At 58.6% G+C, this 15,531-nt stretch carries 17 protein-coding genes and 3 tRNA genes; 15 read left to right on the top strand and 5 right to left on the bottom strand.

Features of this window, described 5'->3' with window-relative positions:
* Nucleotides 1–7 precede the first annotated feature (7 nt).
* On the top strand, nt 8–1,138 hold the full coding sequence (locus AC0JZ4_RS16545) for a DUF262 domain-containing protein (protein WP_332302530.1): 1,131 nt from the start codon (nt 8–10) through the stop codon (nt 1,136–1,138).
* Nucleotides 1,122–1,856 (top strand): MAE_28990/MAE_18760 family HEPN-like nuclease, encoded by a 735-nt coding sequence (locus tag AC0JZ4_RS16540; RefSeq protein WP_471887418.1) that lies wholly within the window; start codon nt 1,122–1,124, stop codon nt 1,854–1,856. Before AC0JZ4_RS16545 ends, AC0JZ4_RS16540 begins: the two co-directional genes overlap by 17 nt.
* A gap of 13 nt (nt 1,857–1,869) precedes the next feature.
* On the opposite strand, the gene AC0JZ4_RS16535 is transcribed toward AC0JZ4_RS16540, so the two are convergent.
* The 4 genes from AC0JZ4_RS16535 to rlmB all read right to left on the bottom strand — a co-directional run bounded on the left by AC0JZ4_RS16535 (nt 1,870) and on the right by rlmB (nt 6,272).
* Nucleotides 1,870–3,414: a hypothetical protein gene (locus AC0JZ4_RS16535; RefSeq protein ID WP_471887417.1), complete on the bottom strand. Its 1,545-nt coding sequence runs from the start codon at nt 3,412–3,414 to the stop codon at nt 1,870–1,872.
* A 328-nt stretch (nt 3,415–3,742) separates the two neighbouring features.
* Nucleotides 3,743–4,528 carry a 3'(2'),5'-bisphosphate nucleotidase CysQ gene (gene cysQ, locus AC0JZ4_RS16530; protein WP_471887917.1) on the bottom strand — a complete coding sequence of 262 codons (786 nt, stop codon included), beginning with the start codon at nt 4,526–4,528 and terminating at the stop codon, nt 3,743–3,745.
* Between the two features lie 159 nt (nt 4,529–4,687).
* A complete protein-coding gene (locus AC0JZ4_RS16525; protein ID WP_471887416.1) occupies nt 4,688–5,266 on the bottom strand; it encodes a DUF982 domain-containing protein in 579 nt (192 codons plus the stop codon).
* A 124-nt stretch (nt 5,267–5,390) separates the two neighbouring features.
* Nucleotides 5,391–6,272 carry a 23S rRNA (guanosine(2251)-2'-O)-methyltransferase RlmB gene (gene rlmB, locus AC0JZ4_RS16520; RefSeq protein ID WP_471887415.1) on the bottom strand — a complete coding sequence of 294 codons (882 nt, stop codon included), beginning with the start codon at nt 6,270–6,272 and terminating at the stop codon, nt 5,391–5,393.
* A 197-nt stretch (nt 6,273–6,469) separates the two neighbouring features.
* Between rlmB and AC0JZ4_RS16515 the strand changes: the two genes are divergently transcribed.
* The 5 genes from AC0JZ4_RS16515 (at nt 6,470) to AC0JZ4_RS16495 (ending at nt 8,803) form a co-directional block, all read left to right on the top strand.
* Nucleotides 6,470–6,554 (top strand) — tRNA-Tyr (locus tag AC0JZ4_RS16515).
* Between the two features lie 32 nt (nt 6,555–6,586).
* Nucleotides 6,587–6,660 (top strand) — tRNA-Gly (locus AC0JZ4_RS16510).
* A 113-nt stretch (nt 6,661–6,773) separates the two neighbouring features.
* Complete coding sequence (locus tag AC0JZ4_RS16505; RefSeq protein ID WP_471887414.1) at nt 6,774–7,067, top strand: hypothetical protein; 294 nt, start codon at nt 6,774–6,776, stop codon at nt 7,065–7,067.
* Between the two features lie 164 nt (nt 7,068–7,231).
* On the top strand, nt 7,232–8,407 hold the full coding sequence (gene tuf / locus AC0JZ4_RS16500) for an elongation factor Tu (RefSeq protein ID WP_471887413.1): 1,176 nt from the start codon (nt 7,232–7,234) through the stop codon (nt 8,405–8,407).
* Between the two features lie 105 nt (nt 8,408–8,512).
* Nucleotides 8,513–8,803, top strand: a complete 291-nt coding sequence (locus AC0JZ4_RS16495) for a hypothetical protein (protein WP_471887412.1) — start codon at nt 8,513–8,515, stop codon at nt 8,801–8,803.
* Here AC0JZ4_RS16495 and AC0JZ4_RS16490 read toward each other — a convergent pair.
* Entirely contained in the window at nt 8,800–10,104 is a 1,305-nt protein-coding gene (locus tag AC0JZ4_RS16490; protein ID WP_471887411.1) for a capsule biosynthesis protein, read from the bottom strand. The two genes, AC0JZ4_RS16495 and AC0JZ4_RS16490, sit on opposite strands and share 4 nt — an antisense overlap.
* A gap of 163 nt (nt 10,105–10,267) precedes the next feature.
* Between AC0JZ4_RS16490 and AC0JZ4_RS16485 the strand changes: the two genes are divergently transcribed.
* From AC0JZ4_RS16485 to rplL, 8 genes are all read left to right on the top strand, one after another.
* Nucleotides 10,268–11,656, top strand: coding sequence for a capsule biosynthesis protein (locus AC0JZ4_RS16485; protein WP_471887410.1), 1,389 nt, complete (start codon nt 10,268–10,270; stop codon nt 11,654–11,656).
* 109 nt (nt 11,657–11,765) lie between these two features.
* Nucleotides 11,766–11,841 (top strand) — tRNA-Trp (locus AC0JZ4_RS16480).
* A gap of 186 nt (nt 11,842–12,027) precedes the next feature.
* On the top strand, nt 12,028–12,228 hold the full coding sequence (secE, locus tag AC0JZ4_RS16475) for a preprotein translocase subunit SecE (RefSeq protein WP_471887409.1): 201 nt from the start codon (nt 12,028–12,030) through the stop codon (nt 12,226–12,228).
* Between the two features lie 15 nt (nt 12,229–12,243).
* Entirely contained in the window at nt 12,244–12,774 is a 531-nt protein-coding gene (gene nusG, locus AC0JZ4_RS16470) for a transcription termination/antitermination protein NusG (protein WP_471887408.1), read from the top strand.
* Between the two features lie 173 nt (nt 12,775–12,947).
* Nucleotides 12,948–13,379, top strand: coding sequence for a 50S ribosomal protein L11 (gene rplK, locus AC0JZ4_RS16465; protein WP_112509939.1), 432 nt, complete (start codon nt 12,948–12,950; stop codon nt 13,377–13,379).
* Nucleotide 13,380: 1 nt separating this feature from the next.
* Entirely contained in the window at nt 13,381–14,076 is a 696-nt protein-coding gene (rplA, locus tag AC0JZ4_RS16460; RefSeq protein WP_471887407.1) for a 50S ribosomal protein L1, read from the top strand.
* A 294-nt stretch (nt 14,077–14,370) separates the two neighbouring features.
* A complete protein-coding gene (gene rplJ / locus AC0JZ4_RS16455; protein WP_471887406.1) occupies nt 14,371–14,949 on the top strand; it encodes a 50S ribosomal protein L10 in 579 nt (192 codons plus the stop codon).
* A gap of 54 nt (nt 14,950–15,003) precedes the next feature.
* Nucleotides 15,004–15,375: a 50S ribosomal protein L7/L12 gene (rplL, locus tag AC0JZ4_RS16450; protein WP_471887405.1), complete on the top strand. Its 372-nt coding sequence runs from the start codon at nt 15,004–15,006 to the stop codon at nt 15,373–15,375.
* Nucleotides 15,376–15,531: the final 156 nt, after the last annotated feature.

Here is a 15,531-nt window from a genome sequence, read left to right as displayed (position 1 = left end):
GAAGCGAATGACTAAAAACATTGATATTGTTAACGAGGTTAGCTCCGCTCTTCGTCAAGCCCATACGCAATCGCTTGATATCTCGTTTAACGAGTTGCTTGACATGCATGAGAGCGGCGAACTGAACATTGCGCCAGATTACCAACGGCTATTTCGCTGGTCTGAGGGGCAAAGGTCCCGACTGATCGAGTCTTTGCTTCTTGAAATGCCGATACCACCAATTTTCGTAATCGAGGATGAAGAAAACCACTATCAGCTTATAGATGGTCTTCAGCGTATCTCATCATACCTACACCTGAGAGGTCAGCTTGACGCGCCACATTTGGACCCTCCCGTTACGCCAGGGCAGTTCTTGGAGCTCGCAGACTGCGATATCGTTACCGCACTTAATGGCCTAACTTGGAATGATCTGCCGTCATCTCTTCAGATACGACTGAAACGCTCGTTCATTCGAGTCGAGGTCGTTCGCAAAGAGTCTGACCCTCGCTTCAAGTATCATATGTTCAAGAGACTTAACACAGGTGGCGAACGCCTTTCCGACCAGCAAATTAGGAATGCGACGGTTCGAATGCTTGGCAACGAAATGCCTGACTTCCTGTCGGAATTAAGCGCACTGAGCGCGTTCCAGGTGTGTGTCGGCAATCTGACCCAAGGTCGTATTCTATCTGGTGTAAACGACGAACTCGTGCTCAGGTTCTTCGCGCTGAAAAATAGCCGGCAGAACTTCAAACATGAAGTCGGAGACTTCCTTACAGAATACATGGAGGGAGTAGCGAATAAAGAAATCCCGTTTGACTACGCTTCGGAAAAAGCTCTCTTCGAAAAGACGTTCGCGGTACTCGAGGCTTCTATTGGTGAATTCGCTTTCTCGTTCCTGAATAAGAGAACGGGCAAGTTGACGAATGCGTTCGGCATATATCACTACGAAGCGGTAACTATGGGCCTCCAGGCGGTTATTAATGAATTGGACGCGGCAGACCCCGCACAGATGGCGCGGGTGAGCGACGTTCTCACGGCAATCAAAACCGACCCAGGGTTTGTTGAGATCACGACAGGTGGCGGTAAGAACTCCCCTGGCCCCCTTAATGCCAGAATCAACCTCGTAGAAAAGGCGCTTGTTGATGCCTTCGGCCCTTGATGTCCACGCTGAGCTAGAGGCTGATCGGGCAAGCAGAGAAGCCGAAATCCGACTGATCGAGCAGATGCATGACAGCTCGGACAATGAAGATGATCAGGTCCGACTTAGGCGAATTATCGTGATGCTGACCTATGCCCATTTGGAGGGCTTCTGTCGCTTCGCGCTAACAGCTTATGCGAGTACCATAAATGGTATGGGCCTGACCTGCTCAACAGCATCACCTGCAATTGCGGCGGCGGGACTCAGTAATGTCTTCGGCGCATTGAGAGATTCTCAGCGGAAGCATGACGTATTTCGTAAGGCTTTACCTAACGACACTGCTCTTCACCTGAGCGCTCGTGAACAACAGTTCGTTGTCGACTACGAGACAATTTCCAAAATCAACGTGCAAATCCCCGACAAGCTTATCGATATGAAATCCAACGTAGATACCGACATCTTGAAGAAGCTGCTGTTCCAGTTGGGCCTCGATTTTGAGAGCGTCGAAACACATAGGTCGGTCCTGAATCGGCTACTTGGGACGCGCAATGCGATCGCTCATGGTGACCGCCTGAAGGAACCCAAAAAGGAGCAAGTCGCAGAATATCTCGTTGCCGCTCGGAGTATTATGGCTTTCATTCAGGATGAAGTTTTCAATGCCCTGAAGAACGACACTTTTCTTAAACCGAAGAGCATGCCCCCCGAGCCCGAAGGGGATGGAGCACAGCCCCTTCATTAAGGGGGCTGGGCAACTAGCCCTGGAGTTTGTTTCGATGGTCGGCGCTCTCCATCAATTGTGCCCATTCCTCTGCGGTGTAGTCGGTGTAGGGTTCGTCCAAATCGAACCACCGATCATCGGGGCGTTTCTCCTCGCCATGTGCGCCCAAGATCATATCCTGCCATAGGAGCAGGATGCGGAATGAAAACACCGTCTCGGGGTCCAAGTCATAGTGCTTTTCGATGACGGAGATTTTGCCCGCACCCTTGTGGGTCACTCGTTCGATAAGCCCGAGAATGTCGTCGTATCCAAGCCCAAGCCTTTTGCCCTTGTGACGGAGATGCGTCACAAATGCCCGACGTAAGTCATGGCTTGCGAAGGTCGTCCCTTCGAGTGGTCCGCCTTTTTTTCTTGCGGCTTGGAATATGTCGTTCACCAGGTGATTGGAGATATGCCCGTTCGCAGGGATATGCGCGTACCTCTTCTTGATCTGGGGGAAAAGGAAGTGGTTCGGACCTTTCGACGGGTCCCGCTTCTGGAAGTGGAGCAGGGCGGTATGGGCCGCCCAAGATGCGAAGTATGGCAACGGCAGCGGCCGCCACAGTCTCATCTTGTCGGGTCCAAGATACCAGATATACCGCGAGCTCCCTCCATAACTCCGCACGACCTGCGTGTGGAACGTCGACGTGACGGTTTCGATGCGCTGGCCCGTGAGCGCCTGCAGGGTTAGCGCCAGTTCGGCCTCTTTCGGGAACCCCTGCTGCGGCATCCAGAATAGAAGATCATATATCTGTTTGAGGGACATATACGGGCGTTCGAAAATCGCCGCGGCGTCTACGATGTCCCGCTTTTTCATGTCGGGCCGCTCGATTGACGGAAGACCGACCATCGGGTTGACTTTTAGCCCAGTCTTGCGCGTCGGGTTCATCGCGAACCTGAACGCCGCCCGTAGGCCGTTCTCCGTCTGTTGTGCGGCACGGAAGTGTCCACCGGGTACGCCGCTGGTCATGCCAGCTCGCTCGATAATGCTCTGGCGGATCGTCAGGATATCCAGTTGCGTGATGTTCGCGATTGCCTTGCCTTTGAGATGCTTGAAATCGTTCGCCAGCTTGCTGTTCTTCGCCGCCCCAAGGGCGCTGTGATAGGTCGAATGGGTTGCATCGCTACGATGCTCGGCCGCCCATCGAAGATATTCGGTTCGGAGCACTTCCCACGTCCATGCGCCGTCGATCTTAACAGCGGCCGTGTTCTCAGCGCTCTCAAGCGACGGAGCATGAGTGGGCTGGGTCAGCAGCGCCGTCAGCATCGTCCTGATCTGATTGTTAACGAGCCCAGTCGACCAACTGGCTTTCACCTTCGTCGCCACCTCTCGAAGCAGCGGAACCTGATCGTGGCGGAAGGCATCGAGAGGCCCGATCGTGATCTTGTTGTGCTTCGTCAGCACCCACCAGGCAGCCTTGCCGTTCTTGATGCGGATGGCGAGGCCGGCGACCTGACTGTCTCGGTATTCCGCGACCTTACGATCTGCCGCGGCCTTGCGGGCATCCTCAATCACCTTGTTGTCGATAAAGACGGGCACCTAGACCTCCTGATTTGTCGGGGGCACTTGAACTGATTGGGGGCACCATAGGGGCACCTTCATTCTGTTCAAGTCTGATACAGTGGGGTCTCGGTATTCACGCGGGCAAGGTTAAGAAATCAGGAAAAGTTAACTTATTTGTTGAATTACAATGGGATATCCGCATATCTAGGTTAGCGATGTGTTGCCGCCATCAGTCGCATTTGATCTTTCCCAGAATTTGTAATCAGGGGGTCACGAGTTCGAACCTTGTCGGGGGCACCGTTTTTCCAGGCACATTGCTGTAGATTTCGCCTCTTGCTTAGATGCAAGGCGCGGATATCGCGTGTCAGCCGCTGGCACCCAGGCACCGTGCGATGAAATCCGGGTTGGCGAAATCTGCCTCGTGCGGCCGTCCGGTTTTGCCGTAGCGTAATGGGTTGCCCGCAAGGTCTGCGGTCATGCCGCCAGCCGCGCGCAGAACCGCGTCGCCCGCTGCCGTATCCCATTCCATCGTGCGGCCGAACCGCGGGTAGAGATCGGCGAGGCCCTCGGCGATCAGACAGAATTTCAGGGATGACCCGACGGTGCGGATTTCGGCAGCTCCGCATCCGCCGAGATAGTCGTCCGTTTCCACTGACCGGTGTGAACGGCTGCAGAGCGCGATCTGTGGTGCGGCGAGCCGGCGCGTGGCAAGCCTCTCGCGGCTTGTAACCTTGAACTCCGCATCGACGATAAGCTTGGCCGCCCCTTCGGCATCGCCGCTATAGGCAATCCCGAGCGCCGGGGCATAGACGACGCCTGCAACCGGGCGGCCATCATCGATCAGCGCGATATTGACGGTGAAATCGTCATGGCCGTTGATGAATTCCTTCGTGCCGTCGAGCGGGTCGACGAGAATGAAACTCTTGCCCTCGATATCGGGGATGCGCCCCGCGGCAACCTGTTCCTCCGCAACGATGGGGATCTGCGGGCAGGCGCGCGCCAGCTCGCGCAAGATCACCGTTTCCGCCATTTCGTCGGCTTCCGTTACCGGCGAACTGTCCGCTTTGTAGCGCGTGTCCGGTCCGGCCTTGTGGATGTCCAGTATCGGCCTGCCGGCCAGAAGTGCGGCCCGCTCGAAAATCTCGAGGATCGACGACCGCGCCATGGATTCTGACAGCGGCTCGGCCGGCACCTTGGCCGGGGGGGAGGGCCGTGACTTGGGAGAGGTGATCGTCATGATCCCTACTCAATGCCATGTTTTTGCGCCGCGTGGGAGTCCCGTGGTCGGGCAGGTCCCGGCACGCACGCGTCAATGCGCCTGCCGGTCGGTGCGCCGCACCATGCCGAGCGTCAGCGCGGCGGTGAGCAGCCAGCCGAATTCCAGGCCGATCTGACCCAGCAAAGACAGTAACCGGCCGAGAAGCTCCCTAAGCGGCGGCGGCGTGGCGCGTGCCTGCGGTGCCGGCCGTATCTTCGGGCTGGCAAACGGTTCATCCTTCGCCGAAGGCTGCGGCCCGGCAGCGGATGCGACATCGCTCGAAAGCTGCGCCCGTTTTCGGATCAGGGCAGCCAAGCCCAGCGCCGGCCGGGGCAGTTCTTCGGGCAGGGGCGTCAGATCCCAGCGGTCGCTGAGAAAGGTTTCCGGCTCGATCCGGTAACCGGCCTCGATCGCCGCTTCGATGAAGTTGATCCGTGCGAGGCCGGGTTCGCCGCGCCCCGTCAACACATCGCGGCAGGCCAGAACGGCGGATATGTGGGTCTCGGTTCGCTTTGTCGGCCAGGCGCCGATCAGCATCAGGGCCGCGTCGAGCGTCCCCGTGATGATCACCGATCCCGGCCGTCCGTACATCTCGATGACGACGGGGCTTTTCCAGATACCTGTTTCCATGTGCATCTCCCGTGCTCAATATTAGGAGATCATCATGCAAAGCTTGCGCGAGGATGGACTTATGAGGATGTGCTAAAGCGGAGACCGGCGAGGCTGTTCAGCCCCGCCGGTGGAGGCGTATCGCCTACGGCTTGCGGGCAAGGTGCTGCCGCGTTGCATAAAGGGCGATCGCCGCCGCATTGGAGACGTTCAGCGATTTGATCTCGCCTGGCATGTCCAGACGGGCAAGCGTGGTCACGGTCTCGCGGGTCTTCTGGCGGATGCCCTTGCCTTCGGAGCCGAGCACGAGCGCCACGCGATCACCGGAAAGCGCCTCTTCGAGCGGCGCCGGCCCCTCCGAATCGAGCCCGACCGTGGTGAAGCCCAGCTTGTGCAGCTCGCCCAGCGCATCGGCGAGGTTGGTGATCTGGATATAGGGGATCATTTCCAGCGCGCCCGAGGCCGATTTCGCCAGCACGCCCGATTCCGTCGGGCTGTGTCTCTGGGTGGTGATTACGGCGCCGGCGCCGAATGCAACGGCGGAACGCATGATCGCGCCGACGTTGTGCGGGTCGGTCACCTGGTCGAGAACCAGAAGCAGAGGGCTTTCCTGCAGCGCATCCAGACGACGCACCGGCAGTGGCCTTGTTTCCAGCATCACGCCCTGGTGGATCGCGTCCGGGCCGAGCACCTTGTCGATATCCTGCGGCGAAACGAATTCGACCGGGAAGGCCTGGTCGGTCGAGTTGCCTATATCCAACCGCACGAACGCGTTCTGCGTGACGGTCAGCTTGATCAGCTTGCGTTCAGGGTTGTCGAGTGCGGCGCGTACCGTATGGAGACCGTACAGGAACACCTGATCCTGCTGCAATTGCGGCGGCTTCCAGTCCGTATTGGTCTTCGGTCGGCGCTGCTGCTGCGGGGTTGGGATTTCGCCGCGTTCGCGCTTCTGGTCGCGCACGGCGCGCCGAAGCGTGGCGTAATGCGTGTCGCGGGCGGATTTGTCGTTAGGATCTTTTGTGCTCATGCCGCCTTATATAGCTGCGCCCCTGTCCGGCAAAGCCCTTCCGCAGGGGGCTCGGTGGACAACGTAATTTTTTCGTCATTTTTTCAAAGGGGTCGTGTTGACAGAAGGAAACGAGGCGGTCATATAGCCGCCACAGACGACGGGGCGCCAAGCTCAAGGGTCTGACGAACTTGGTCTTACGATCCAGACGGAATACTGGAGGGATGCCCGAGTGGTTAAAGGGGACGGACTGTAAATCCGTTGGCTCAGCCTACGTTGGTTCAAATCCAACTCCCTCCACCATTCTGTTATCGGATCGAAGAACCAAACATACCGCGGGTATAGCTCAATGGTAGAGCAGCAGCCTTCCAAGCTGAATACGCGGGTTCGATTCCCGCTACCCGCTCCACTTTTTCACCTTTATATTCAGCACATCGATAATCGTCGTTTTTGACGCTCTGTCACACTGGTGCATCCGTTCGGCAATACCTATCTCCCTCACGCATAATCCAGGAGATCCGTTTGTCCGAATTCATCAGCTATCTGTTCGCCATCTTCGTCGTAACGCCGTTGCAGGCGGAGATTTCCGAGCGACTGCAGGGCGTTTCCCAGGCAGGGCTGGTCGAGGCGGGCCGTGCCTGCATCACGGTCGAAGGTCCGCAATTGCTGGACTATGCGCAGCAGAACTGGGGTTGGGCAGCGGCCAACGGGATTGGCGTTGCAGCCGGGCTTGTCGATCCGGTCACGCTTCTGCCGCAGGGCAACGACAATTGCCGCCTCATCGCCCAGGCACTCTCCGCGCAGGAAGCGTCCTGAGGTCAAAAGCGACGGCTGGTCCGCCTGTTGACACTTCTCACGGCAGGCTGCCCCTTGCGCTTTGGCCCGGCGTAATTATGTCTTGCGCAATCTAACCGAAAGCCTTAAACGGCTGCACCAAACCCGGTTCCGGGTCCACCTCTTATGTTCACAGGAAGCATTCAATGGCAAAGAGCAAGTTTGAGCGCAACAAGCCTCACGTCAACATCGGCACGATTGGTCACGTTGACCACGGCAAGACGTCGTTGACGGCAGCGATCACGAAGTTCTTCGGCGAGTTCAAGGCGTACGACCAGATCGACGCTGCTCCGGAAGAAAAGGCGCGTGGCATCACCATCTCGACGGCTCACGTCGAATACGAGACCGCGAACCGCCACTACGCTCACGTTGACTGCCCCGGCCACGCCGACTACGTCAAGAACATGATCACCGGTGCTGCCCAGATGGACGGCGCGATCCTGGTTTGCTCGGCTGCCGACGGCCCGATGCCGCAGACCCGCGAGCACATCCTGCTTGCCCGTCAGGTTGGCGTTCCGGCTCTGGTCGTGTTCCTCAACAAGGTCGACCAGGTCGACGACTCTGAACTTCTCGAACTGGTCGAAATGGAAGTTCGCGAACTTCTGTCGTCCTACGACTTCCCGGGCGACGACGTTCCGGTCGTCAAGGGTTCGGCTCTGGCCGCCCTCAACGATTCGGACAAGACGATCGGCGAAGATGCCGTTCGCGAACTGATGGCCCAGGTCGACGCCTACATCCCGACGCCTGAGCGTCCGATCGACCAGCCGTTCCTGATGCCGATCGAAGACGTGTTCTCGATCTCCGGCCGTGGTACGGTTGTGACCGGTCGCGTCGAGCGCGGCATCGTCAAGGTTGGCGAAGAAGTCGAAATCGTCGGCATCAAGGACACTTCGAAGACGACGGTTACCGGCGTTGAAATGTTCCGCAAGCTGCTCGACCAGGGCCAGGCTGGCGACAACATCGGCGCTCTCGTTCGCGGCGTTGACCGTAACGGCGTCGAGCGTGGCCAGATCCTGTGCAAGCCGGGTTCGGTCAAGCCGCACAAGAAGTTCATGGCTGAAGCCTACATCCTGACGAAGGAAGAAGGCGGCCGTCATACGCCGTTCTTCACCAACTACCGTCCGCAGTTCTACTTCCGCACGACGGACGTTACCGGTATCGTTTCGCTGCCGGAAGGCACGGAAATGGTTATGCCGGGCGACAACGTCACGGTTCAGGTTGAGTTGATCGTTCCGATCGCGATGGAAGAAAAGCTGCGCTTCGCTATCCGCGAAGGTGGCCGTACCGTCGGCGCCGGCATCGTTGCCTCGATCATCGAGTAATCTCGATCGATCATTGACTTGAGAAGGCTCCGCTGGAAACAGCGGGGCCTTTTTCGTATCTGCCTGCCCCGGGGCAGAGGGTGGTGCATGGGCGGGTTGTAAAGAATGATGCGGTACCTGATCGCTATCGGCTTTTTCGCTCTGTCGGGCTTGTCTGCCTTGCCGGTGACGACGATCGCTCATGCGGCATGCCCCGAGCGCCCGCGCTGCACCGGTTGCGGCTGCAAGGGCGGCCCCGGCTATCGCGGTCCTGACGGAAAATGCGTCGGCTTCAGAGAGCTTGCGAAAATCTGCGGCGCACCGCCGGAAAGCCGCTGCACGTTCGAGAATGCGCCGGGAACCGGCGCCAATCGTGAATGTGCTCTCGGTACACGCGCGAACAAGAAAGAGGGCTAACGGCGCTCGCCGTCGAAAAGCTCATGGCCGTAGCGGAACTGAGCCGCGTTGCGCGGCTTGCGCAGTGTCTCCGGCAGGCGCTGTTCCGCTTCCAGCAGTCGCTCGGCGACGTTTTCCGCCCCCATCCCGATCGCCTCTCGGCCGATAAAGCCGCCCCGCACCTGCGTGGTTGCCGCAAGCGCCCGCATGAAGGCGTCGAACAGCCCGGCGTCGGGCAGGGGAGGGTTTACCCAGAAGTCGGCAAGCGACGCCTGCGACGTCAGTCCGGCCAAATCATAGATGGCCGCGCCGAGCGCGATGACTGGCCGGTGCAGCGCGAGCGCCGTCAGACCTACGGTCGAATTGACGGTCACCACGCCTGCCGAGCGTTCGATCAGCGCATCCGTATTGCCACCGTCTGCGAGAAAGACGCGATCGCCGACACCAAGCCTCGATGCCGTCGCCAAAATCTGCCCCGCCCAGCCGGCGAGCCCGTTGTCGATCGGATGAACCTTGAACAGCAGCCGGCTGTCCTTCGCTCCATGTGCGGCAAATGACGCGATCACCGCATCGACGATTCGGCGCAGGTCCCCACCCGGTGAGTGGCGCAGGATCTGATAGTCGCCGGCCAGTTGCAGAGGGAAGAGAAAGAAACGGGCATCGCTTCCATCCGGAAGTTGCGTGGCCTTAGCGATTGCCTGCTCCGCCTCCCGTCGGCGGTGCTTCGCCGTCAGCCCTTTCCAGATCCAGCCGCCATACTCGACGATCGGATGAACCGGCCCGTGGGTGCGGTAATGTCGATGCAGAAAGGGACCGAGCAGGACATTGGGGATATGATAGGTCAGGTCGTAAAGCGCATAAGTCAGAAAGCTGGAAGCGAACAACCCGTCACGGGACACGCCCTCAACGCCTTTGGCCAGCTGCCGGATCGCACCCGGTTCATTCGGGAAACGCGAATGCGCCGACATGCCGTCCGGCTCGACGGTCAGCCAGTCTGGCCGCAGGTAGCCATGCTCGACGATATGGACCTGGATGCCGAGTGCCTGTCCGAGTTCGGCCGCCGCCGCATGATAGTCACGCCCATCACCGAGCATGACCAGGTCGGTCACTGATTGGTGACGCAGGAAGCGCTCCAGATAGGTCGGCCAGTTCGCCTTGCTGCCGCGATAGAGTGTCGCCTTGCGCGGCAACCAGAAGATTGCATCGCCGACACAGAAGTTGATTCGGTGGACCGCTGCGCCGCGCGCCTCCAGCCGGTCTGCGACGACGCGGAAGAAAGGGGAGGCCGGCCCCTGCAGGAAGAGGAATGTGCGTGCTTTCATGTCACACCGATTACGGGATTTAACGGGATGTCTCCCAAATTGCATTGACGGCGGGAGGCGTTTGATGAGAATGCCAAGCACCTTAATGACAAATAGCTGATCCCACTGCTTTTTGCGCACGACCCGTCGGCGCATTCAGGTCTTCGAAGGTACCAGATCGCGTATGACCAAAGTTCTCTTTCTGCAAGGTCCACCTTCGGTTTTTTGGCGCGAACTCTCCGATGCCTTCGAGGTCCGTGGGGTAGAGACGAAGCGGGTGAACTTCTCGCTCGGCGATCAGGCCTACTGGTTCAAGCGCGGCGCGATCAATTATCGTGGCACTCTCAAGAAGTGGCCTCGCTACCTTGCCGAGCTGATCAGGCGCGAAGGCATTACCGACATCCTCTATTATGCCGATCGCTTGCCCTATCACCGGTTCGCCGCCCGTGTTGGACGTCGCCTCGGCGTGCGCTGTCATGCGGTCGAATTCGGCTACCTGCGTCCGGACTGGATCACGCTGGAACGCGACGGCATGGGTCGCTTCTCGCATTTCCCCAACGATCCGGAAAGCATTCGCCGGATTGCCGCTAAGGTGCCGGACCCCGATCTCAAGGCGCGTTATCCGCATACGTTCGGCCAGGAAGGCACCAACGAGGTCATCTATAATCTGCTCGCCTATTTCGGCCGGGTGATGTTCCCCTTCTATCGCTCGGACAAGTATTACGATCCGCTCTTCGATTATCTCTCCTGGCTGCCGCGCATGTTCCGCCAGCGTCATGATCTGCCGGAGAACTTTTTCGCCGACAAGCTCAAGCGCAACTATCTCCTGGCCCTGCAATTGCAGAGCGATTACCAGATCCGTGCGAACTCGCCTTACCGGCATCTGTCACAGATGCTCGAACAGGTCATTCAGTCGTTTTCCCGCCATGCGCCGGAAAATGGACGCCTGATCATCAAGCAGCATCCGCTCGACAACGATCTGGAAAGCTGGCGCAAGGTCGTGACCGAGATTTCCGAACGGTTCCGCGTCAGGGATCGGGTGGTCTTCGTCGAGAAGGGCAATCTCCAGGAGATGCTGCGCGAGAGCCATGGCGCCATCGTCGTCAACTCGACGACCGGCCTGCATTCGCTGCGCGCCGACGTGCCGACCATCGTCCTGGGTTCGGCGATCTTCGACATTCCGGGCCTCACCCATCAGGGTGGCCTCGATGTCTTCTGGCGTCACCCGGAGCGAATCGACCGCAGCCTGCTTGCCTGTTTCATCCGCGCGCTTGCCGGTGCGATTCAGGTGAAGGGCAATTTCTATCATGTCGAGGGCCGCAAGATCGGTATTGCCACGATTATCGACAGGATCACCGGCAATCTGGTCAATCAGCCTGATGCCTATGTCGATAAGCCGCCGCGCCTCGCGTGGCGCCGCCTGCCTTGGCCGCAGGAACGCAAGGGCGTGCCGGGTGGCCGGCCGGGAATTCTCGATGTCGACGGCGGCGAGGTTTTCGTCGGCTCCGAGCCTGCGCTCTCTGCCGCGCGGGCGGTCGAGACGATGGATGGCCCCGGCGGCAGCTATCGATAGCCGCAAGAATTCAAAAAACACACTTGCCAACCATGGCGACGCACCTTAAAGGGTTCGCCACAGCTTGAGGCGGTTCGAATGATTTGTCATTCACCACCGTCCAGGGCGAAGGGGTATAGCTCAGTTGGTAGAGCGGCGGTCTCCAAAACCGCAGGTCGTCGGTTCAAGCCCGGCTGCCCCTGCCATTCTCTCGAAGTCGCATTTATTTTTGCGCCGGGTGGATGGCTGGTCGTGAGGCTGCGAATTTCATCGAATGTCGTATTTCCCTCTTGTGTGAGGGAGGTGCGGTGTTTATGTAGGGGCAAAACAGACACGCGGTGCGTGGGGCTGAAAGTTTTCGGCCTTACGTGCCGTAATTGCGTGGAAAGTCGATGGCATCCAAGACTAATCCGGTTACGTTCTTCAAGCAGGTTCGCTCCGAAGCGGCCAAGATCACGTGGCCGTCCCGCCGTGAGACTGGCATTTCCACGGCTATGTGCTTGGTAATGGTCGTCTTTGCTGCTTTGTTCTTCTTCGCAGCTGACCAGCTGATGGGTTGGGTTCTGCGCCTGATCCTCAATGTCAGCGTTTGATACTGGAGAGTGAAGATGGCGGCACGCTGGTACATCGTCCACGCATATTCGAATTTTGAAAAGAAGGTTGCGGACGACATCGAGAACAAGGCTCGCCAGAAGGGGCTTGAGCATCTGTTCGAAAAGATTCTCGTTCCGACCGAAAAGGTGACGGAAGTTCGCCGCGGCCGCAAGGTCGAGGCGGAGCGCAAGTTCTTCCCAGGTTACGTGCTGGTGCGCGCAAACCTGACGGATGATGCCTATCACCTGATCAAGAATACCCCGAAGGTTACGGGTTTCCTCGGTTCCGACAACAAGCCGGTTCCGATTCCCGACTTCGAGGCCGAGCGTATCCTCGGCCAGGTTCAGGAAGGCGTCGAGCGTCCGAAGTCCTCGATCTCGTTCGAGATCGGCGAGCAGGTTCGCGTTTCCGACGGTCCGTTCGCGTCGTTCAATGGCGTCGTTCAGGATGTCGACGAGGAGCGTTCGCGCCTCAAGGTCGAGGTTTCGATCTTCGGTCGTGCGACCCCGGTCGAACTGGAATATGCACAGGTCGAGAAGGTCTGATGCTTTGAGATGGGGCCCGCTTGTCGGGTCTCGCGCGGCCAAAAGCCGCGAACCGCGTGGAAGGTGAGGGGTCTTAGCCGGACCCTGCATATCCGGACCACGCAACCGCAGCCGCCGGGTGAAACCGGTAAATTGGGTCGGGAAGCCGCCCCGTTAGTGAAAGGCAGAGAGATATGGCTAAGAAAGTAGCAGGCCAGCTCAAGCTTCAGGTCAAGGCAGGATCGGCAAACCCGTCCCCGCCGATCGGCCCGGCGCTTGGTCAGCGTGGCATCAACATCATGGAATTCTGCAAGGCGTTCAATGCCGCCACGCAGGAAATGGAAAAGGGTATGCCGATCCCGGTCGTCATCACCTATTACCAGGACAAGTCCTTCACCTTCGTCATGAAGCAGCCGCCGGTTTCCTACTGGCTGAAGAAGGAAGCGAAGATCACCTCCGGTTCCAAGACGCCTGGTAAGGGCGGCAAGGCCGGTACCCTCACCAAGGCTCAGATCAAGACGATCGCCGAAGCCAAGATGAAGGATCTCAACGCTGCCGATATCGAAGGCGCAATGGCCATGATCGAGGGCTCTGCCCGCGCCATGGGTCTGGAAGTGGTGGCATAACATGGCAAAGCTTGCAAAGCGTATTCAGAAGATCCGCGAAGGCGTTGATCCGACCAAGCTCGTAGCCCTTTCCGACGCCATCTCGATGGTCAAGGAACGTGCGGTTGCCAAGTTCGATGAAACCATCGAAATCGCAATGAACCTCGGTGTTGACCCGCGTCACGCCGACCAGATGGTTCGTGGCGTTGTCAACCTGCCGAACGGCACTGGCCGTGACGTTCGCGTTGCCGTCTTCGCACGTGGCGTCAAGGCTGACGAAGCCAAGGCAGCCGGTGCAGACATCGTCGGCGCGGAAGACCTGCTGGAAATCGTCCAGGGCGGCAAGATCGACTTCGATCGCTGCATCGCAACCCCGGACATGATGCCGCTCGTCGGTCGCCTCGGTAAGGTTCTCGGCCCGCGTGGCATGATGCCGAACCCGAAGGTCGGTACGGTGACCATGGATGTCGCTGGTGCCGTCAAGGCTTCCAAGGGCGGTGCTGTGGAGTTCCGCGTCGAAAAGGCCGGTATCGTTCACGCCGGCATCGGCAAGGCTTCCTTCGACGCCAAGGCGCTCGAAGAGAACATCAAGGCCTTCGCTGACGCCGTCGTCAAGGCTAAGCCGGCTGGCGCCAAGGGTAACTACGTCAAGCGCGTAGCGATCTCCTCGACCATGGGTCCGGGCGTCAAGATCGACCCGTCGTCGGTCAACGCATAAGTTTCGCCGGGGGGGCTTCCCCGGTCAAAAAGAATTCCCGGCCTCTTGCGGGGTCGGGAATTTCCGGAGAAATCCGGAACTCCTGTCCGAGATTGTGGGTGGCTTAAATCCTTCGGGATCAAGGCCTTAATAATTCAAACCTGCATGAGACGGGTAAGACCCGAGTTTTGAAGATGCGTCATGCGTCTTGTGAAAGTTGGTTCGAGCCTGGTGTGCCTTGTGCCTGTAGCAGACGCTTCAGAGCAGGGGGGCAGGATCCTCAAGCGTCACTTGGGGTCTTGAAAGAGGCCCTTTGTGGCAAAGGCAAACCGATGGGGCCTGCAGGATTGCGGTCCCGTCAACTGGAGACAGACAGTGGAAAGAGCGGAAAAACGCGAATTCGTCACGGAGCTGAACGAAGTCTTCAAGGCTTCCGGTTCGGTTGTCGTGGCCCACTATGCTGGTGTCACAGTTGCGCAGATGAACGACTTCCGTTCGAAAATGCGCGCTGCTGGCGGCACCGTCAAAGTCGCGAAGAACCGCCTGGCCAAGATCGCTCTTCAGGGTACGGAGTCGGAAGGGATCGTCGATCTCTTCAAGGGTCAGACGCTTATCGCATATAGCGCCGACCCGATCACGGCACCGAAGGTCGTCATGGATTTCGCCAAGACCAACGACAAGGTCGTTGTTCTGGGTGGTGCCATGGGTTCCACGACGCTCACAGCAGATGCAGTCAAGTCGCTTGCGACCCTGCCTTCGCTCGACGAGCTGCGTGCAAAGCTTCTGGGCATGATCCAGACGCCGGCTACCCGTATCGCAGGGGTTGTTGCAGCACCGGCAAGCCAGCTTGCCCGCGTGTTCGCGGCCTATGCAAAGAAGGACGAAGCCGCTTAAGGCGGTTTTTCGCTGTTCAAAACCAAGTTCGAACCAATATAAGGAACTATGAAAATGGCTGATCTCGCAAAGATCGTTGAAGACCTCTCGGCTCTGACCGTTCTGGAAGCTGCTGAGCTTTCCAAGCTTCTCGAAGAAAAGTGGGGCGTTTCCGCCGCTGCTCCGGTAGCTGTTGCTGCCGCTGCTGGCCCGGCTGCTGCCGTTGAAGAAGAAAAGACCGAGTTTGACGTCATCCTCGCTGATGCCGGCGCAAACAAGATCAACGTCATCAAGGAAGTCCGCGCAATCACAGGTCTCGGCCTGAAGGAAGCCAAGGACCTCGTCGAAGGCGCTCCGAAGGCTGTCAAGGAAGCTGTTTCCAAGGCTGAAGCTGCTGACCTCAAGAAGAAGCTCGAAGACGCCGGCGCTAAGGTCGACGTTAAGTAATTCTGGAATGCGGCGGAAGAGCCTGTCTCTTCCGCCCGTTTCCTTTACGAACTTATTACCCAGGATCCGTGTCAAAACGGCTCCTGGGTAATGGGTTCTCAAGAGGATGGTCCCCACCGGGGTACTAGGCAATCCGGCCTAGGGTTTCGGCAAGCG

The sequence above is a fragment of the [Rhizobium] kunmingense genome (assembly GCF_977018605.1).
This window is presented reverse-complemented; position numbering and strand designations above follow the sequence as displayed.

What these genes read in the sequence shown, in the direction of transcription:
- AC0JZ4_RS16545 (WP_332302530.1), top strand. Translation starts at nt 8, where the DNA reads ATGACTAAAAACATTGATATTGTTAACGAGGTTAGCTCCGCTCTTCGT.
- AC0JZ4_RS16540 (WP_471887418.1), top strand. Translation starts at nt 1,122, where the DNA reads ATGCCTTCGGCCCTTGATGTCCACGCTGAGCTAGAGGCTGATCGGGCA.
- AC0JZ4_RS16525 (WP_471887416.1), bottom strand. Translation starts at nt 5,266, where the DNA reads ATGGAAACAGGTATCTGGAAAAGCCCCGTCGTCATCGAGATGTACGGA.
- rlmB (WP_471887415.1), bottom strand. Translation starts at nt 6,272, where the DNA reads ATGAGCACAAAAGATCCTAACGACAAATCCGCCCGCGACACGCATTAC.
- tuf (WP_471887413.1), top strand. Translation starts at nt 7,232, where the DNA reads ATGGCAAAGAGCAAGTTTGAGCGCAACAAGCCTCACGTCAACATCGGC.
- AC0JZ4_RS16495 (WP_471887412.1), top strand. Translation starts at nt 8,513, where the DNA reads ATGATGCGGTACCTGATCGCTATCGGCTTTTTCGCTCTGTCGGGCTTG.
- AC0JZ4_RS16490 (WP_471887411.1), bottom strand. Translation starts at nt 10,104, where the DNA reads ATGAAAGCACGCACATTCCTCTTCCTGCAGGGGCCGGCCTCCCCTTTC.
- AC0JZ4_RS16485 (WP_471887410.1), top strand. Translation starts at nt 10,268, where the DNA reads ATGACCAAAGTTCTCTTTCTGCAAGGTCCACCTTCGGTTTTTTGGCGC.
- secE (WP_471887409.1), top strand. Translation starts at nt 12,028, where the DNA reads ATGGCATCCAAGACTAATCCGGTTACGTTCTTCAAGCAGGTTCGCTCC.
- nusG (WP_471887408.1), top strand. Translation starts at nt 12,244, where the DNA reads ATGGCGGCACGCTGGTACATCGTCCACGCATATTCGAATTTTGAAAAG.
- rplK (WP_112509939.1), top strand. Translation starts at nt 12,948, where the DNA reads ATGGCTAAGAAAGTAGCAGGCCAGCTCAAGCTTCAGGTCAAGGCAGGA.
- rplA (WP_471887407.1), top strand. Translation starts at nt 13,381, where the DNA reads ATGGCAAAGCTTGCAAAGCGTATTCAGAAGATCCGCGAAGGCGTTGAT.
- rplL (WP_471887405.1), top strand. Translation starts at nt 15,004, where the DNA reads ATGGCTGATCTCGCAAAGATCGTTGAAGACCTCTCGGCTCTGACCGTT.